The sequence below is a fragment of the Actinoallomurus bryophytorum genome, from assembly GCF_006716425.1.
Lineage (GTDB): Bacteria > Actinomycetota > Actinomycetes > Streptosporangiales > Streptosporangiaceae > Actinoallomurus > Actinoallomurus bryophytorum.
The window spans coordinates 3,910,375-3,927,190 of sequence record NZ_VFOZ01000001.1 but is presented as its reverse complement, the minus strand read 5'-3'; the positions used below and the strand labels follow the sequence as shown (position 1 = coordinate 3,927,190).

Here is a 16,816-nt window from a genome sequence, read left to right as displayed (position 1 = left end):
CGCCGGCGGCGGAGCGCACGCGCCTAAAGTGAGCTCATGACCGATTTGTCCCGTGAGCGTGCCGTCGCGCTCGATGCGGCCGATCCGCTCGTGTCACTGCGTGACGCCTTCGTGGTCGACGACCCCGAGCTCATCTATCTCGACGGCAACTCACTCGGCCGGCTGCCGAAGGCGACCGCGGACCGGATCGCCCAGGTCGTACGGGACGAATGGGGGGCCGGCCTCATCCGGTCCTGGCGGCACTGGGTGGACCTGCCGTCACGCGCGGGCGACCTGATCGGCTCCACGCTCCTCGGCGCGGCCGCGGGCCAGGTCGTGGTCTCGGACTCGACCACGGTGAACCTGTACAAGCTGGCCGCGGCCGCACTGGACGCCCGGCCGGACCGCAGCGTGATCATCACCGACGACGACAACTTCCCCACCGACCGCTACGTCCTGCAGGGGCTGGCGGCTCAGCGCGGCGCCGAGCTGCGCGTCGTGCACACCGACATCGACGACGGTCTCGACCCGGACCTGCTGCGCGACGTCGTGGACGAGAACACCGCGCTGGTCAGTCTCTCCCACGTCGCCTACCGCTCCGGCGCGCTGCTCGACATGGCGGCCGTCAACGCGATCGTCCACGACGCGGGAGCCCTGGTCCTGTGGGACCTGTGTCACTCCGCCGGCTCCGTACCCGTCGAGCTGGACGCCTCCGGCGCCGATCTCGCGGTCGGCTGCACCTACAAGTATCTGAACGGCGGCCCCGGATCCCCGGCGTTCCTCTACGTGCGCGACGAGCTGCAGGCCGCGCTGCGGCAGCCGATCTGGGGCTGGTTCGGCCAGCGGGACCAGTTCGCGATGGGCCCCTCCTATGATCCCGTGCCGGGAATCGACCGCTATCTGGCCGGGACGCCGGCCGTGGTGGGGATCGCCGCCGTCGAGGAGGGTGTACGGGTGCTCGCCGAGGCCGGCATCGACCGGCTGCAGGCCAAGGGCATCGCGCTCACCGACTACGTCATCGAGCTGGCCGGCGCCTGGCTGCCCGGCTTCGACCTCGCCACCCCCGCCGATCCGCGACGGCGCGGCTCGCACGTCTCGCTGCGCCACCCGGACGCCTGGCGCATCACGCAGGCGCTGGTCGAGGCGAAGGTGATCCCGGACTACCGGACCCCCGACCGCCTGCGCCTTGGCCCCGCGCCGGTCAGCACCGGCTTCACGGACGTCTGGGACGGCCTGAGCCGGCTGCGGCAGATCATGGCCGACAGGTCCTACGAGCGCTTCTCCGGCGAGCCGGCGCGGGTGACCTGACCGGTCACTCCCACTCGATCGTGCCCGGCGGCTTGCTCGTGATGTCGACCACCACGCGGTTGACGTCGGCGACCTCGTTCGTGATGCGGGTGGAGATCCGCTGCAGGACGTCGTACGGCAGCCGCGCCCAGTCGGCGGTCATCGCGTCCTCGCTGGTCACCGGGCGGAGCACGACGGGGTGTCCGTAGGTGCGGCCGTCGCCCTGCACGCCCACCGAGCGCACGTCGGCGAGCAGCACGACGGGGAACTGCCAGATGTCGCGGTCGAGACCGGCCCTGGTGAGCTCCTCGCGGGCGATCGCGTCGGCCTCGCGCAGCAGGTCGAGCCGGTCGTGCGTCACCGCGCCGATGATCCGGATGCCGAGCCCCGGGCCGGGGAACGGCTGACGCCAGACGATCTCCTGCGGCAGCCCGAGCTCCTCGCCCAGCCGGCGTACCTCGTCCTTGAACAGCGTGCGCAACGGCTCGACCAGGGAGAACTGAAGATCGTCCGGCAGGCCGCCGACGTTGTGGTGGGACTTGATGTTGGCCGCACCCGTGCCCCCGCCGGACTCGACCACGTCGGGGTAGAGCGTGCCCTGGACGAGGAACTCCACGGCCTCGCCGTGGACGTCCACGACCTCGCGCGCGGCCTCCTCGAAGACCCGGATGAACTCCCGACCGATGATCTTGCGCTTGTCCTCGGGATCGGTGACGCCGTCGAGCGCCTTCAGGAACCGGTCGGCGGCGTCGACGACCTTGAGGTCGACACCGGTCGCGGCGACGAAGTCCTGCTCGACCTGCTGCGCCTCGCCCTTGCGAAGAAGCCCGTGGTCGACGAAGACGCAGGTGAGGCGGTCGCCGATCGCCCGCTGGACGAGCGCGGCGGCCACCGCGGAGTCGACCCCGCCGGACAGTCCGCAGACCGCCCGCTTGCCGCCGACCTGGGAGCGAACGGCCTCGACGGACTCTTCGACGATGTTGACCATCGTCCACGACGGGCGGCAGCCGGCCGCGGCAAGGAAGTGCCGCAGCACCGCGAGCCCGTGGTCGGTGTGCATGACCTCCGGGTGGAACTGCACGCCGTAGAAGTCGCGCGAGGGGTCCTCCATCGCCGCGACCGGAGCGCTGCCGGTGCGCGCCGTCACCGTGAAGCCGGTGGGCGGCACGCTGCAGGTGACCCGGTGCGACATCCAGACGGACTGCTCGTCGGGCAGCCCGGCGAGGAGCGTGCCCTCCTCGATCACGGTCAGGTCGGTACGGCCGTACTCGGCGATGTCGGAGTTGGCGACCGTGCCGCCCAGGTCGCGCGCCATCACCTGGAAGCCATAGCAGATCCCGAGTGTGGGCACCCCGGCCTCGAACAGGCCGTCGGGCACCGCGGGAGCGCCGGGCTCGTACACCGACGCGGGACCGCCGGACAAGATGATCGCCCTCGGCCGCTTGGCGAGCATCTCGGCGACCGGCATGGTCGAGGGCACGATCTCGCTGAACACGTGACACTCTCGGACGCGGCGCGCGATGAGCTGCGCATACTGCGCCCCGAAGTCGACAACGAGGACCGTGTCGAAGGACTGCTCGACTGACTCGACGGACACCAAGAACGCCTTTCGGAGTCGCGGGATGGCAACAGTCTAGTGCCGGGACCGGGGGTGTTTTTCCTCGTGGGGGCCATACTGATCCGATGACGGCCGCAGGCGAGATCGAGGCACGGCTGGGCGAGCTGGCCGACCCGGTCCGCGCCGAGCAGGACAAGCGCTATCTGAAGAGCGACCTGCGCCATCTGGGCGTGGGCCTGCCCGCCCTGCGCGGGGTCGCGGTCGCCGCCGCGAAAGGACTGGACCGCGAGCGGACGCTGGCCCTGGTCGAGGAGCTCTGGCACGAGCCGGTGCACGAACACCGGATGGCGGCGATCGAGGTACTGATCCGCAACACCCCGCTGCTGACCGCGACCGACCTGGCCGTGGCCGAACGGCTGATCCGCGCCTCCCGCACCTGGGCGTACGTGGACGCGCTGGCCGTCAAGGTCGTCGGTGGCCTGGTCACGCGGTATCCGCCGCTCGCCGCCACCCTCGACACGTGGGCGGGCGATGACGACTTCTGGATCCGTCGCACGTCGCTGCTCGCGCTGCTGCCGGGCATCCGCTCGGGCGGCCCCGACCTGGACCGGCTCTCCCGCCACGGCGACGCCCTCATCGGGGAGCGGGAGTTCTTCATCCGCAAGGCACTCGGCTGGGTGCTGCGCGAACTGGCCAGGTCCGACCCGGCATGGGTGACCACCTGGGTACGCGACCGCGTGGCCGTGGTGTCGGGCGTCACGATCCGCGAGGCCGTACGCCACCTCCCCGAAAAGGACCGTGAGGACCTGCTCGCCGCCTACCGGGCCCGCTGACTAGGCCGGTGAGATGGGGAGCCGCAGGGCGGACGGGGCGCCGGTGGGCACGGCCGGGGAGTTCGGCGGCACCGGGCTGAGGCGTTCGTAGGCCGTCCCGAGGTCAGGGCGTGGGTCGGCCTCGTCGCGGTTGGGCCAGAACGCCATCGCGCGTTCGGCCTGGGCGGTGATCGTGAGTGACGGGTTGACCCCGAGGTTGGCCGAGACCGCCGAGCCGTCCACGATGTGCAGGCCCGGATGGCCGTACACCCGGTGGTACGGGTCGATCACGCCCTCCGCCGGCGACGAGCCGATCGTGCAGCCGCCGATGAAGTGCGCGGTCGTCGGGATGTTGAACAGGTCCAGCCAGGTGCCTCCGGCCATGCCGCCCATCTCCTCGGCCAGCATCCGGACCGCCCGGTGCGCCTGCGGGATCCAGGTCGGGCTCGGCTCGCCGTGGCCACGCCGGGCCCGCATGCCGCGCCCGGACGCCGAGGGCACGACGGTGATCGAGTTGTCGAGGGTCTGCATGACCAGGGCGACGATCGTACGGCGGGACCAGTCCCGGAGGTTCGGCAGGTGCACGAGGTCCCGCGGGTGGGCCGCGGCCTGGCCGAGGAACTTCACCCAGCGGGGCGTACGGCCGCCGCCGTCGACGAGCAGCGACCGGAGGCCGCCCATGGCGTTGGAGCCCGGACCGTAGCGCGTCGGCTCGATGTGGGTGTGCTCGTCCGGGTGGAACGAGGAGGTGATCGCCACCCCGCGGGAGTGGTCATCGCCCTCGCGGCCGAACCTCTCGACGCCGAGGATCGCCTCGGAGTTGGTCCGGGTGCGCACGCCGAGCCGCTCGGAGAGATGGGGCAGCACTCCGGTGGTCCGCATCCGGTGCAGCAGCCGCTGCGTGCCGTACGTCCCGGCGGCGAACACCACGTGCTCGGCGGTGAGGGTACGCCGCGCCCGCCGGCCCGTACGCCGGGTCTCGACCGAGTAGCCGCCCTCGGGCCTCGGCCGTACGGCGGTCACCGTGGTCATCGCCACTACGTCGGCGCCGGCGTGCTCGGCCAGGTAGAGGTAGTTCTCGGTGAGCATGTTCTTGGCGCCGACGCGGCAGCCGGTCATGCACGAGCCGCACTCGGTGCACGCGACACGGCGCGGGCCGGCGCCGCCGAAGTAGGGGTCCTCGACCCGCTCGCCGGCCTCGCCGAAGAGCACGCCGACCGGGGTGAGATGGAAGGTCTCGCCCCGGCCCATCCGCTCGGCGACCCGCTTCACCGCCGCGTCGGCCGGTGTCGTCGTCGGGTTCGTACGGACGCCGAGCATCCGCCGCGCCTGGTCATAGAAGGGCCCCAGCTCGGCTCTCCAGTCGGTGATGTGGCGCCACTGGGGGTCCTCGAAGAACGGAGCCGGGGGTTCGTACAGCGTGTTGGCGTAGACCAGCGATCCCCCGCCGACGCCGGCCCCGGCGAGGATGAGGACCCGCGAGCCCTTCTCGCCGCGCAGCAGGTGGATGCGCTGGATGCCGGTCATGCCCAGGCCCGGCGCCCACAGGTACTTGCGGGTGCGCCAGGAGGTCTTCGGCAGCTCGCGGTGGCGGGTGCCCGGCTCGCCGTCCGGGTCGTCGAACCGGCGCCCGGCCTCGACCACGGCGACCCGGTATCCCTTTTCGGTGAGGCGCAGCGCGGTGACACTGCCGCCGAACCCCGAACCGACCACGACGACGTCGTAGTCCGTACCGGTGCTGACCACGGTCCCTCCCAGCCGGCCCCTACCTGAAACGAAGGCGCTTCATGGTCTTCAACGCGCCGCTGAGCATGGCCGCGTATCTGGCGTACGACATCTTCCCAGCCGGTTCGAATCCGATCCAGCGCTGGCTGGCGACGGCCTGGGCCTCCGTGTACTTCAGCAGACCCTCCGATCCGTGCCGCCGGCCCACGCCGGAGCTCTTCATCCCGCCCATCGGCGCGTCATAGGAAGCGTACGTGGCGCCGTATCCCTCGTTGATGTTGACCGAGCCGGCCTTGATCCGCGCGGCGACGCGATTTCCGCGGCCGACGTCACCGGTCCAGACGCTGGCGTTCAGCCCGTAGTCGGTGTCGTTGGCGAGTTCGACGGCCTCGTCGTCACCGGAGAACCGGTACAGCGACACTACCGGCCCGAACGTCTCCGACCGGCACAGCTCCATGTCATCACCGACGCCTGTGAGCACGGTGGGCTCGTAGAAGTACGGGCCGGTGTCGGGACGCGCCTTTCCTCCCGCGAGGACCCTGGCGCCCTTCTCGACGGCCTCCTCGACGTGCCGGGTGACGGTGTCGAGCTGACGCTGTGAGGTCAGCGACCCCATGTCGGCTTCGTAGCCGTCGCCGAGACGCATGTCGCGTACGCGCTCCGCGAAGCGCTCTGCGAAACGGTCGAAGATCTTGTCGTGGACGTACATGCGCTCGATCGAGATGCACAGCTGCCCGGCGTTGGCGAAGCACGCGCGGATCGCGCCCTTGGCGGCGCTCTCGACGTCCGCGTCGTCCAGCACGATCATCGGGTTCTTGCCGCCGAGCTCCAGCGAGTAGCCGATCAGCCGGCCTGCCGCCTTCTCCGCGATCGCACGCCCGCCGCGGGTGGAGCCGGTGAACGACAGGTAGTCGGCCGACTCGATCAGCGCGTCGCCGATCTCCGCGGGGTCACCGATCACGACCTGCCAGATGTCGGCCGGCATCCCGCACTCGACCAGCAGGTTGATCGACCACAGCGTGGACAGTGACGTCTGGGTGTCCGGCTTGTGCACGAGCGTGTTGCCCGCGAGCAGCGCCGGGACGGCGTCGGGGACGCTCAGCGCCAGCGGGTAGTTCCACGGCGAGATCAGCCCGACGACGCCCTTGGGCTGGCGGAGCTCGACCGTACGCGTCGCGAGCGGCATGCTGCCCTGCCGGCGCTGGGGCTTCAGCAGCTTCGGCGCCTGGCGCGCGTAGTAGAGCGTGCCGGCGGCCGCGTCCATGACCTCTTCGAACGCGTGCCGGCGAGCCTTGCCGGTCTCCAGCTGGACGATGTCGAGGATCTCGTCCCGACGGTCCAGGATCGCGTCGTGGAAGCGGATGAACGGCGCGGCGCGCTCGGCGGGCGAGAGGGCCGCCCAGGTCCGCTGGGCTTCGCGGGCGCGGTCGTACGCGGTCGCCACGTCCGCGGGGCCGGAAAGGGGAAGTTCGACGAGGGGCGCTCCGGTGAACGGCGTCGTGGTCGTGGTGGTCGCTCCGCTGGACACCACCCGCTCGGTCAGCCGGTGGAGACCGGAGGGAACGGAAGGTCCGGTCACGCTTCCGGAGGCGGGTGTCGGCAAGGGCGTCTTGTCAGACGCTTCGGCCGACGACGCAGTGGTTGGACTCATGGGACGCAAGCCTAGAACCAGATTCGGTTTCTGGCCACCGAACGGCAACTGACGCCCGTTTTGCGAAGGCGGACACACCGCAAACATCATTTCGGCCGGCTCAGGTGGGGCCTTAGGGTCACTCAAGTTTCGTTTCTACTGGTGCACATTGAGAAAACCTTGTATCCCGGTGTTGGAGGGATGACCGGCCGACGACGGAAGGGCAAGGATGATCTCCGACCCGGAGGAATGCGCCATCCCAGAGGACGACAGACGGACGCCTCGTCAGGAGAAACGCGCCCAGACCCGGGCAGCGCTCCTGGACGCCGCGGAACGGCTGTGGGCCAAGCACGGCATCCGGGGAGCATCACTCGATGAGATCGCCGCTCAGGCCGGAATGACCAAGGGCGCGGTCTACTCCAACTTCGCGGGCAAGACCGATCTGATCCTCGCGCTGCTCGACCGCTACACGCAGCTCGAGCTCGGGCGCCGGACGGCCTCGAAGCTGCGTGACACCGACCGCGCTCCCGCGGACCGATGCGCCGATGCCGGCCGGCACTACGCCAGCCGGCTGTCCGCCGAGGAGACGCGCATGAAGGCGCTGCTGCTGATGGAGCTGTGGCTCTTCGGCATGCGCGACTTCTCGGCCGGCTGGCGCATCGCCGACTGGTACCAGAACCACCGCGAGGGGCTCGCCGCCGGGCTCGAGACCAACGGCAGCGGCGACCTGTCATCGGAGGACCGGGCGTCGCTGGCCATGGCGATCGAGTTCGGGCTGGCACTCCAGCACCTGCTCGACCCCGACCGCGTGCCGGCGGAGCTGTACGGCTCCGGCATGAGCCTCGTCCTCGGGCCGGTGCTACCCCAGGGGTGCCTGACAGACACCCCCTGAGCGGCTATTCGCGGCTGTGGTTGGCCTCGCCGGGGTCCTCCGGCTCGAGTACGGCTCGTGGGAGCGAGCTCGGGTCGGTGGGCTTCACGGCGTGGCCGTGGCCGAAGACCGCGTCGAAGTTGGTGGCGTACTTCGCCTCCAGCACCGGGTCCGCGACAGTGATCATCGCCTCGTCGTGCCCGTGAAAGCCGACGGTCGTGTAGTTGTTGCTGCCGGTGAAGACCACCTTCTGCGGCTTGCCCTCGTACTGCCCGTCGATCAGCAGGTACTTCGAGTGCGCGTACGTCGTCCGGCCGCCCTCGGTCAGGTAGCGGGTCTCGGGGTTGCCGTGACCGCCGCCCTTCTTGGTGAGGGCGTGGATGGCGACGGGGCCGACGATGTCGAAGACCACCTGCACCCGGCAGCCGGCGTCGTCCAGTTTCCATAGCCGCCGGGCGATCGGCCCCCAGGTGAAGTGCCCGAGGCTGAGTTTGATGTGGGTGCCGCCGGCGCAGGAGACCTGGTCGAGCGCCTGGCTGATCGGGTCGCCCTTCGCCCAGGGGAAGAAGTCCAGGCGATACTTCCCGGCCTGCACCGTGCGGTGGTAGTCCGCGGTGTGATGCTGGGCGACCAGGTCGCGAAAGTAGGCCAGGTAGGCCGCGTAGACGGCGGGGTCCTGCAGGACCAGCGCGTCGTTCCACTGGGTGTCGCGGGCACCGTCCGTGGCGTTCGCGGAGGTCTGCACGACCATGTTCTGTGCCCCGCGGGTGCTGGAGAACAGGAAGAACTTGTTGTGGTTGAACTCCGGCCCGATGCAGCCGCGGTCCTCATCGCACACGACCACCCAGGACGACTTCTTGGTGTCCCCGCCCAGCCCCTTCCGCAGCCGCTTGTAGGCGGCGTAGGACCGGGACTCATAATCCAGCACGACCTGCACGCTCACCTTGCGCTTGGCCGCCGCGATGAGCTGGCCGGCCGTGTCCATGCTGGAGAAGTGGTACATCGCGATGGCGATCTGGCCGCCCTTGGGGGTGCCCGCGACCAGGCCGGCGATGCGGGCGGAGATCGCGTCACGCTTCGCGCTGCCGCTGACCGGGGAGTTGAAGATCGGCCCCGTCTGCGGGACCGATTCGGCCCCGGCGACCTTCGCCAGGACACCGGCGCCCATGAGACAGGCCGTGAGCACGCACCCGGCGACCGGCAAGGACTTCCGCACATGCACTCCTGAACTGGACACGGAGCTACAAAGCGCTCAGACAAGCACTGAAGTGCGGAAAGCGTACAGGAGACACTCACGGCCAGAACAGTCTCAAACGGTCAAAAATTTTCCCCGAACCCGCAGGTCAGGGTGCCGATAGATCAACTCGCCCGGGTGTCGGGTGTCATGGTCGGGACGATGTCCGGGACGCCGCGGCGGGTCGCGTCGGCCTCCTGGTCGCCCTCCTGCTCCTGGGAGATGCGCTCGGCCTCGACGCGCTTCTCGTAGTACTCGATCTCCCGTTCGGTCTGCTCCTTCGACCAGCCGAGCTCGGGCGCCAGCAGCTCGGCGGCCTCCCGGGCGACACCGATGCCGCGGTCCCAGGTCTCGATCGAGATGCGGGTACGCCGGGCCAGCACGTCGTTCACGTGCCGGGCGCCCTCGTGGGTGGCGGCGTAGACGATCTCGGCCCGCAGGTAGTCGTCCGCGCCCTCGATGGGACGGCCGAGATCGGGCCGCTCCTTGATCAGGGCGAGCAGGTCCTCCGCCAGCGTGCCGTACCTGCCCAGCAGATGCTCGATGCGCGCGACGTGCAGGCCGGACGCCTCCGACAGGCGGTGACGGGAGTTCCACAGTGCCTGGAAGCCGTCGCCGCCGACCAGGGCGATCTGGTCCGTGCAGGAGCCCGGCACCTTGCCGTCCAGCCCGTGGGCGACCGCGTCCACGGCGTCCTTGGCCATCACGCGGTAGGTGGTGTACTTGCCGCCCGCGACCACCACCAGCCCGGGGACCGGGTGGGCGACGACGTGCTCGCGGGACAGCTTGGAGGTCTCGTCGGACTCGCCGGACAGCAGCGGCCGCAGCCCCGCGTACACGCCCTCGACGTCATCGTGGGTGAGGGGCACGTTGAGCACCGCGTTGACGTGCTCGAGCACGTAGTCGATGTCGGCCTTGGAGGCCGCCGGGTGGACCTTGTCGAGCGCCCAGGGCGTGTCGGTGGTGCCGATGATCCAGTGCCGGCCCCACGGGATCACGAAGAGCACCGACTTCTCGGTACGCAGGATGATGCCGCTCGCCGAATGGATGCGGTCCTTGGGCACGACGAGGTGCACGCCCTTGGAGGCCCGCACGTGGATCTGCCCGCGCCCGCCGACCAGCTCCTGGATGTCGTCGGTCCAGACACCCGTGGCGTTGACGACCTGCTTGGCGCGTACCTCGGTCTCGCTCTCGGACTCCAGGTCGCGGATGCGGACGCCGGTGACCCGCTCGCCCTCACGCAGGAAGCCCACCGCCTGCGTACGCGAGGCGATCTGGGTGCCGTACTCCGCGGCCGTACGCAGGAGCATCGCGACATAACGGGCGTCGTCCACCTGGGCGTCCCAGTACTGGATGGCGCCCACGAACGACTCGCGTTTGAGCGAGGGTGCGACGCGGAGTGCCTGCGTACGGGTCAGGTGCCGGTGGTGGGGGACGCCGCGCGAGGTGCCCATCGACAGGGACAGGCCGTCGTAGAGGGCGACGCCGGCGCCGATGTAGGCACGCTCCCAGACGCGGTGGGTCATCGGGAACAGGAACGGCACCGGGCGTACGAGGTGGGGTGCGATGCGGCCCAGCAGCAGGCCGCGCTCGGTGAGCGCCTCCCTGACCAGCTCGAAGTCGCGCTGTTCGAGGTAGCGCAGACCACCGTGGATCAGCTTGGAGGAGCGTGAGGACGTGCCCGAGGCGAAGTCCCGCGCCTCGATGAGCGCGACGCTCAGCCCCCGTGTGGCGGCGTCCAGCGCCACGCCCGCGCCGACGATGCCGCCGCCGACCACGAGGACGTCGAACTCCTCGGTGCCCATGCGTTCGAGCGCGGTCTCCCGCTCGGCCGGGCCGAGACGCGAGTTGCCGAGTCCGTTCGCCGAATCCCCATCCACCATGTGCGCACTCCCTCGCGTCGCCTTGATGACCACGGCATGGACCACGCTATGTCGCCATCAGTCCAGTCACAACGGCGGGCGGTGGGTTGACAGATAGGCCCCGCGACTACCGATCTACGCCCTGACCAGGACATTTGACCGAAGGGGCCGATCCGTTAGTGCGGTGCGACCACGACCTGAACGCGCTGGAACTCCTTCAGGTCGGAGTAACCGGACGTGGCCATGGCGCGGCGGAGGGCCCCGATGAGGTTCATCGAGCCGTCGGCGACGTTGGAGGGGCCGTAAAGGATCTGTTCGAGCGTGCCGATCGAGCCGACCTCGAGCCGCGCCCCGCGCGGAAGCTCCTCGTGGTGCGCCTCGCTGCCCCAGTGGAAGCCGCGTCCCGGCGCCTCCGCGGCGCGGGCGAACGGCGAGCCGACCATGACCGCGTCGGCGCCGACCGCCAGGGCCTTGGCGATGTCGCCGGACTGCCGCATGCCGCCGTCGGCGATGACGTGGACGTAGCGTCCGCCGGACTCGTCGAGGTAGTCGCGCCGGGCCGCCGCGACGTCGGAGACCGCGGTGGCCATCGGCACCGCGACGCCGAGCACCGTACGCGTCGTGTGCCCCGAGCCACCGCCGAAGCCGACGAGCACGCCCGCCGCGCCGGTGCGCATGAGGTGCAGGGCGGCCGTGTAGGTGGCGCAGCCGCCGACGATCACCGGCACGTCGAGGTCGTAGATGAACTGCTTGAGGTTGAGCGGCTCCGAACGGCCGGAGACGTGCTCGGCGCTGACCGTGGTGCCACGGATGACGAACAGGTCGACACCGGCGTCGATGACCGCCTTGTGGTACTGCGCGGTCCGCTGCGGCGACAGCCGCGCGGCCACGGTCACCCCCGCGTCACGGATCTCCTTGATGCGCCGCCCGATCAGCTCCTCCTTGATCGGCTCGGCGTACAGCTCCTGGAGCCGCCTGGTCGCGGTGCCGTCCTCGAGCGAAGTGATCTCGGCCAGCAGCGGCTCGGGGCTCTCGTAGCGGGTCCAGAGCCCTTCGAGGTCGAGCGCCGCGAGCCCGCCGAGCTTGCCGATCGAGATCGCCAGGTCGGGGCTGACCACGCTGTCCATCGGGGCGACGACCAGTGGCATCTCGAAGCGGTACGCGTCGATCTGCCAGGCGACGCTGACCTCTTCCGGGTCGCGAGTGCGGCGTGAGGGCACGATGCCGATCTCATCCAGCTCGTACGCACGCCGGCCGCTCTTGCCACGCCCGATCTCTACCTCGGCCATCTGCGTCCTCTCCGCTTCCAGGGCTCAGCCGCCGTGATCATACGGGGTGCCCGGTCCCTCAGCGGACCTGGTAGTTGGGGGCCTCGACCGTCATCTGGATGTCGTGCGGGTGGCTCTCCCGCAGTCCGGCCCCGGTGATCGGCATGAGGACCGCGTTGTTCTGCAGATCCTCGATCGTACGGGAGCCGGTGTACCACATGGCCTGGCGGAGCCCGCCGACGAGCTGATGCGCGACGGCCGCGATCGGACCGCGGTAGGGCACCTGGCCCTCGATGCCCTCGGGGATCAGCTTGTCCTCGCTGGCGACGCCCTCCTGGGAGTAGCGGTCCTTGCTGTACGAGCCGCCGCGCTCGCGGTTCTTCATCGCGCCGAGCGAGCCCATGCCGCGGTAGGTCTTGTACTGCTTGCCGTTGATGAAGATCAGCTCACCGGGGCTCTCCTCGCAGCCGGCCAGCAGCGAGCCCAGCATGACCGTGTCGGCCCCGGCCGCGATCGCCTTGCCGATGTCGCCGGAGTACTGCAGGCCGCCGTCGCCGATCACCGGCACCCCGGCCGGGCGGCAGGCCAGGGCGGCCTCGTAGATCGCGGTCACCTGGGGCGCACCGACCCCGGCCACCACCCGCGTCGTACAGATCGACCCGGGGCCCACCCCGACCTTGACCGCGTCGGCACCGGCGTCCACGAGCGCCTGCGCGCCCGCACGTGTGGCGACGTTGCCGGCGATGATGTCGGCGCGGGTGTTGGCCTTGAGCTTGGCCACCATGTCGAGCATGCCGCGCGAATGACCATGCGCGGTGTCCACGACGATGACGTCCACCCCGGCCTCGACCAGCGCACGCGCGCGCAGCTCGGCCTCCTCGCCGACGCCCACACCGGCCCCGACCACGAGCCGGCCGGCGGCGTCCTTGGTCGCGCCGGGGTACTGCTCGCTCTTGGTGAAGTCCTTGACGGTGATCAGCCCGCGCAGCCGGTCGCCCTTGTCGACCAGGGGAAGCTTTTCGACCTTGTGGGCCCGCAGCCGCGCGAACGCCTCGTCGCGCGACACCCCGACCGGCGCCGTGACCAGCGGCATCGGCGTCATCACCTCGCGCACGGGGCGTGAGGCGTCGGTCTCGAAGCGCATGTCGCGGTTGGTGACGATGCCGACCAGCACACCCTCGGTGTCGGTCACCGGCACCCCGGAGATCCGGTAGTGCGCACACAGCCGCTCGACGTCGGCGAGCGTGTCCTCGGGCGAACACGTGACCGGATCGGTGACCATGCCCGCCTCGGACCGCTTGACCAGATCGGCCTGGAGCGCCTGCTCCTCGATCGGCAGGTTGCGATGCAACACACCGAGCCCGCCCTGACGGGCCATGGCGACGGCCATCCGCGCCTCGGTGACGGTGTCCATCGCCGCGGAGATCAGCGGGATCCGCAGGGTCACCGAGCGGGACAGGCGGGTGGACGTGTCGGCGTCACCCGGCCCGAGATCGGAGTACGAGGGCACGAGCAGTACGTCGTCGTACGTGAAGCCCTGCCGGGCGAACTTGGCGGACTCGGGCACGGAAGTCATTGGCATCATCCGATGGGGTGCGATATCGGGCCAGGTCAGCGGAGCCTGGTTTCATCTTAGGGTGCCCTCCCGCCTGCGGTGGCCGTTACCGCGGGTCCCCCGGCCACCGAGGGGTCACCACCACGACGATCACGACACGGACACCGTGGCGAGAGACGGCAGCGGCCGACCTGCCAGAACGGCGAACCCGCGAGGGCCTGGCCGAGCGCTTTACGCGAGGAAACAGGAGCGGACCGGACGCCCTCGTACCCATCCGCCGCGCGGTGGATCCCGCGCGGCGGGCGCTCAGCCGGACAGACGCCGAGGGAGCCACCGCCCGTTCCCGGCTCGCCGGCGCGGGCACCCGCCACGGTGATCACCGCGAGGCCGCGGCGGCGAAAGACCGCGGCGACCGGCCTCCCGGACGGCCGGCCGCGGACGACCGACGGCGGCCACCCGCCCGGCGAACACATTCCGGCCGCGATCATGGCCGGGCAGCGATGAGAGCCGGCGCCGGCCGATCCGCGGAATGTCCCGGTCCGCGGATGGGCCTGCGGCCGCGCCCGCAAAGCCAGATAGAGAGCCGCCGGGCCGCCTGCTTCCCACTTGCGCGCGGGTCACCACGGTGATCGTCGTGAGGACGCGGTCGCGAAAGGCCGCGGCGGCCGACCGGCCGTCCGCCAGGGTGGCCACCTGCCTGTCCGGCAGGGAGATCCCGCCCGGCGGCATGACGACGGGCACCTGGCCAGGGCCAGGGCCAGGGCCAGGGCCTGGGCTTGGGCTTGGGCTTGGGCCGGGGCCTGGGCTTGGGCTTGGGCCGGGGCCTGGGCTTGGGCTTGGGCCGGGGCCTGGGCTTGGGCTTGGGCCGGGGCCTGGGCTTGGGCTTGGGCTTGGGCCTGGGCTTGGGCTTGGGCCGGGGCCTGGGCCGAATGCCGATAGGGGGCGGGGTTTCATGGGGCGGGGTTCGCCGGTCGAATGGCGGCCGGGTGGCCCGAGGCGTACGTGGGGGCACCGAAGGTGTGAAATTCCCGGACGGACGTGTACGTGTGCCGGACGGGGCATCCCCGACTTGCGCCGCACAGTAGCGTGGGTTTGTGCACGATGACGCCCCACTCGATCCCTTCGCGGATGATCCGGAGGACCCGGCCGCCGCGCTCGGCGACCTGGATGATGAGGTCGCGCCGCTGAGCATGACCGAGCGCGAGGACGTCCTGGCGGATCTGTCCGACCTCGAGGTCTTCCGCGCCCTGCTCGAACCCCTGGGCATCAAGGGCCTCACCGTCGACTGCACCGACTGCGGCAAGCCGCATCACATCGACTGGGAACTCCTCTACGGCAACCTGCGCCACCTGCTCGACCAGGGAATGGCCCGGGTGCACGAACCCGCCATCGCCGCCGAGCCGACCGACTACGTCAGCTGGGAGTACGCCCGCGGCTACGTCGACGGTGTCATCGACAGCGAAGAAGGCCACTCCAGCTAGAGGACTTCTGACAAATCCCCTGTCCCGCCCGCAGGGTCCGCGACCCCGACACCTCAGGCCTGGCCATCCGAAACCGATTCCTTTACCGATCCCTCTGACGGGGAGACCGCCGCGCCTCGACAAAAGGTTCAGGACGTGGGCGGCGTCGGCTCCGGCTCGGATTTCTGCTCCGGCGGCGAGGACGGGTCCGCCGAGCGCTGATGGTGGGATCCCACCGACGAGCGCTGGTGTTCCCAGGTCCACCGGCGCCCCGGGTGTTCCCACTCCGGCTGGTCGGCCGGAGCTTTCTTCGGTCCGTCCTCGACGACCGGGACGGAGGCTCCCGCCGGCTCGGAGGCGGACGCGGAGTCGGGCTCGGCCGGAGGCGGCAGAGAGCGGTGCCGGTCCCCGGCGTGCGGGGAAGGCGATCTACCACCGGTGAAGATGCTCCCGCTCACGGGATCATGGTGTTGGACGTTCTCATTGGAACGTTCCGAATCCTTCGGCTGCACCGATCCGTGATCGGTGCCCATCGCGCCGACGTCGTTGCCGCCCGCGGCGGCGGCTCCGGCCGAGGTCAGCACGAGTGCCGCGACACCGAAGGTGACGAACGCGCGTACACCCCGGCGACAGGAGCCCTGGACCCCGCACGTGACGCGGGACGGAGTGGGAAGGGGCGGCGCACCCAGGTCGACATCCGCGGCCAGCGCCGCCAGAAGCGAGGCGGCGGGGTCGTCGGTGCGGCCGGCGCTCAGGCCCGCGAAACGACGCTCGGAAAGGGCGTCGAACAACTCATCGCTGCTGCTCACGGCGCTGAGGTCGAACGGATCGGGAGTGGCGGTACGACCACGAGTCAAGCGATCGACTCCTCACTTGCCATCACTCGAAGCCGGGCGATTGCCCGATGCTGTGCGACACGTACGGCCCCCGCTGACATACCGAGTACATTACCGGTCTCCTCCGCCGAGAGTCCGGCGACCACCCTCAACAGCACGAGCTCCCGCTGGTGGTCGGGCAACCGGTCGAGCAGGCTACGAGCGCGTTCGGCCTCGATGTAGCGCACCACGGTCTCTTCCGGTCCCGGCCGCTCGTCGGGGCCGTCCGGAAGGTCCTCGGTCGGCACGGCCGCCCGTATGGCACTGCGCAACGCATCGGCGATCTTGTGCGATGCGATGCCGAACACGAATGAGGCGAACGGCCGGCCCATGTCGCGATATCGGGGCAGCGCCCCGAGGACCGCGATGCACACCTCCTGTGCCACGTCGTCCGCGATGTGGTATTGCCCGGATACCCGGCCAAGGCGCGCTCGGCAGTAACGGACGATCATCGGACGAACACGCCCGATAAGAGACTCGACAGCCGCCGGGTCTCCCTGCACAGCCAAACTCGTCAAGTCACGGAGATCGTTTTCGTCTCCCTTGGCCGGACGGCTCAACCGTAGATCGTCGGCAGCACCCCGATACGTGGCCCCGGCGATTGCTCCCTCGGTCACGAGAGCATGATGCCCACCGAGATCGCACCTGTCTGCCACGTTGATGACAACGGAATGGTCACAGTGCACGATCGAGCGGCTAT

General features: G+C 70.3%; 13 protein-coding genes. 4 read left to right on the top strand and 9 right to left on the bottom strand.

The genetic code is table 11. The features are described 5' to 3' along the window. Nucleotides 1-36 precede the first annotated feature (36 nt). Entirely contained in the window at nucleotides 37-1,287 is a 1,251-nt protein-coding gene (gene kynU / locus FB559_RS18610; protein ID WP_141956804.1) for a kynureninase, read from the top strand. A 4-nt stretch (nucleotides 1,288-1,291) separates the two neighbouring features. Here kynU and guaA read toward each other — a convergent pair whose 3' ends face one another. Then, on the bottom strand, nucleotides 1,292-2,863 hold the full coding sequence (guaA, locus tag FB559_RS18605; RefSeq protein WP_141956803.1) for a glutamine-hydrolyzing GMP synthase: 1,572 nt from the start codon (nucleotides 2,861-2,863) through the stop codon (nucleotides 1,292-1,294). A gap of 86 nt (nucleotides 2,864-2,949) precedes the next feature. On the opposite strand from guaA, the gene FB559_RS18600 reads away from it, so the two are divergent. Beyond that, nucleotides 2,950-3,657, top strand: a complete 708-nt coding sequence (locus FB559_RS18600; RefSeq protein ID WP_141956802.1) for a DNA alkylation repair protein — start codon at nucleotides 2,950-2,952, stop codon at nucleotides 3,655-3,657. Here the strand turns inward: FB559_RS18600 and FB559_RS18595 are convergent, their stop codons facing one another. Together FB559_RS18595 and FB559_RS18590 are read right to left on the bottom strand one after the other, a co-directional pair. Continuing rightward, nucleotides 3,658-5,382, bottom strand: coding sequence for a GMC family oxidoreductase (locus FB559_RS18595; protein ID WP_141956801.1), 1,725 nt, complete (start codon nucleotides 5,380-5,382; stop codon nucleotides 3,658-3,660). 19 nt (nucleotides 5,383-5,401) lie between these two features. Beyond that, nucleotides 5,402-6,940: a succinic semialdehyde dehydrogenase gene (locus FB559_RS18590; protein ID WP_425455073.1), complete on the bottom strand. Its 1,539-nt coding sequence runs from the start codon at nucleotides 6,938-6,940 to the stop codon at nucleotides 5,402-5,404. 280 nt (nucleotides 6,941-7,220) lie between these two features. On the opposite strand from FB559_RS18590, the gene FB559_RS18585 reads away from it, so the two are divergent. Next, nucleotides 7,221-7,883 (top strand): TetR/AcrR family transcriptional regulator, encoded by a 663-nt coding sequence (locus FB559_RS18585; protein ID WP_141956799.1) that lies wholly within the window; start codon nucleotides 7,221-7,223, stop codon nucleotides 7,881-7,883. Between the two features lie 4 nt (nucleotides 7,884-7,887). Here FB559_RS18585 and FB559_RS18580 read toward each other — a convergent pair whose 3' ends face one another. The 4 genes from FB559_RS18580 to guaB all read right to left on the bottom strand — a co-directional run bounded on the left by FB559_RS18580 (nucleotide 7,888) and on the right by guaB (nucleotide 13,802). Further along, the gene (locus tag FB559_RS18580) at nucleotides 7,888-9,078 is read right to left on the bottom strand and encodes a phospholipase D-like domain-containing protein (protein ID WP_141956798.1); all 1,191 of its coding nucleotides are present in this window, start codon (nucleotides 9,076-9,078) and stop codon (nucleotides 7,888-7,890) included. Nucleotides 9,079-9,221: 143 nt separating this feature from the next. Then, the gene (glpD, locus tag FB559_RS18575; protein ID WP_141956797.1) at nucleotides 9,222-10,979 is read right to left on the bottom strand and encodes a glycerol-3-phosphate dehydrogenase; all 1,758 of its coding nucleotides are present in this window, start codon (nucleotides 10,977-10,979) and stop codon (nucleotides 9,222-9,224) included. Nucleotides 10,980-11,134: 155 nt separating this feature from the next. After that, complete coding sequence (locus FB559_RS18570) at nucleotides 11,135-12,247, bottom strand: GuaB3 family IMP dehydrogenase-related protein (RefSeq protein WP_141956796.1); 1,113 nt, start codon at nucleotides 12,245-12,247, stop codon at nucleotides 11,135-11,137. Between the two features lie 58 nt (nucleotides 12,248-12,305). After that, nucleotides 12,306-13,802, bottom strand: a complete 1,497-nt coding sequence (gene guaB / locus FB559_RS18565; RefSeq protein ID WP_221640073.1) for an IMP dehydrogenase — start codon at nucleotides 13,800-13,802, stop codon at nucleotides 12,306-12,308. A gap of 1,073 nt (nucleotides 13,803-14,875) precedes the next feature. Between guaB and FB559_RS18560 the strand changes: the two genes are divergently transcribed. Next, complete coding sequence (locus FB559_RS18560; protein ID WP_141956795.1) at nucleotides 14,876-15,262, top strand: DUF5319 domain-containing protein; 387 nt, start codon at nucleotides 14,876-14,878, stop codon at nucleotides 15,260-15,262. Between the two features lie 128 nt (nucleotides 15,263-15,390). Here FB559_RS18560 and FB559_RS18555 read toward each other — a convergent pair whose 3' ends face one another. Then, nucleotides 15,391-16,098 (bottom strand): hypothetical protein, encoded by a 708-nt coding sequence (locus FB559_RS18555; RefSeq protein ID WP_141956794.1) that lies wholly within the window; start codon nucleotides 16,096-16,098, stop codon nucleotides 15,391-15,393. Then, complete coding sequence (locus FB559_RS18550; protein ID WP_141956793.1) at nucleotides 16,095-16,733, bottom strand: sigma-70 family RNA polymerase sigma factor; 639 nt, start codon at nucleotides 16,731-16,733, stop codon at nucleotides 16,095-16,097. The genes FB559_RS18555 and FB559_RS18550 overlap by 4 nt, the downstream gene beginning before the upstream one ends. Nucleotides 16,734-16,816 lie beyond the last annotated feature (83 nt).

What these genes read in the sequence shown, in the direction of transcription:
- kynU (WP_141956804.1), top strand. Translation starts at nt 37, where the DNA reads ATGACCGATTTGTCCCGTGAGCGTGCCGTCGCGCTCGATGCGGCCGAT.
- FB559_RS18600 (WP_141956802.1), top strand. Translation starts at nt 2,950, where the DNA reads ATGACGGCCGCAGGCGAGATCGAGGCACGGCTGGGCGAGCTGGCCGAC.
- FB559_RS18585 (WP_141956799.1), top strand. Translation starts at nt 7,221, where the DNA reads ATGATCTCCGACCCGGAGGAATGCGCCATCCCAGAGGACGACAGACGG.
- glpD (WP_141956797.1), bottom strand. Translation starts at nt 10,979, where the DNA reads ATGGTGGATGGGGATTCGGCGAACGGACTCGGCAACTCGCGTCTCGGC.
- FB559_RS18570 (WP_141956796.1), bottom strand. Translation starts at nt 12,247, where the DNA reads ATGGCCGAGGTAGAGATCGGGCGTGGCAAGAGCGGCCGGCGTGCGTAC.
- guaB (WP_221640073.1), bottom strand. Translation starts at nt 13,802, where the DNA reads ATGACTTCCGTGCCCGAGTCCGCCAAGTTCGCCCGGCAGGGCTTCACG.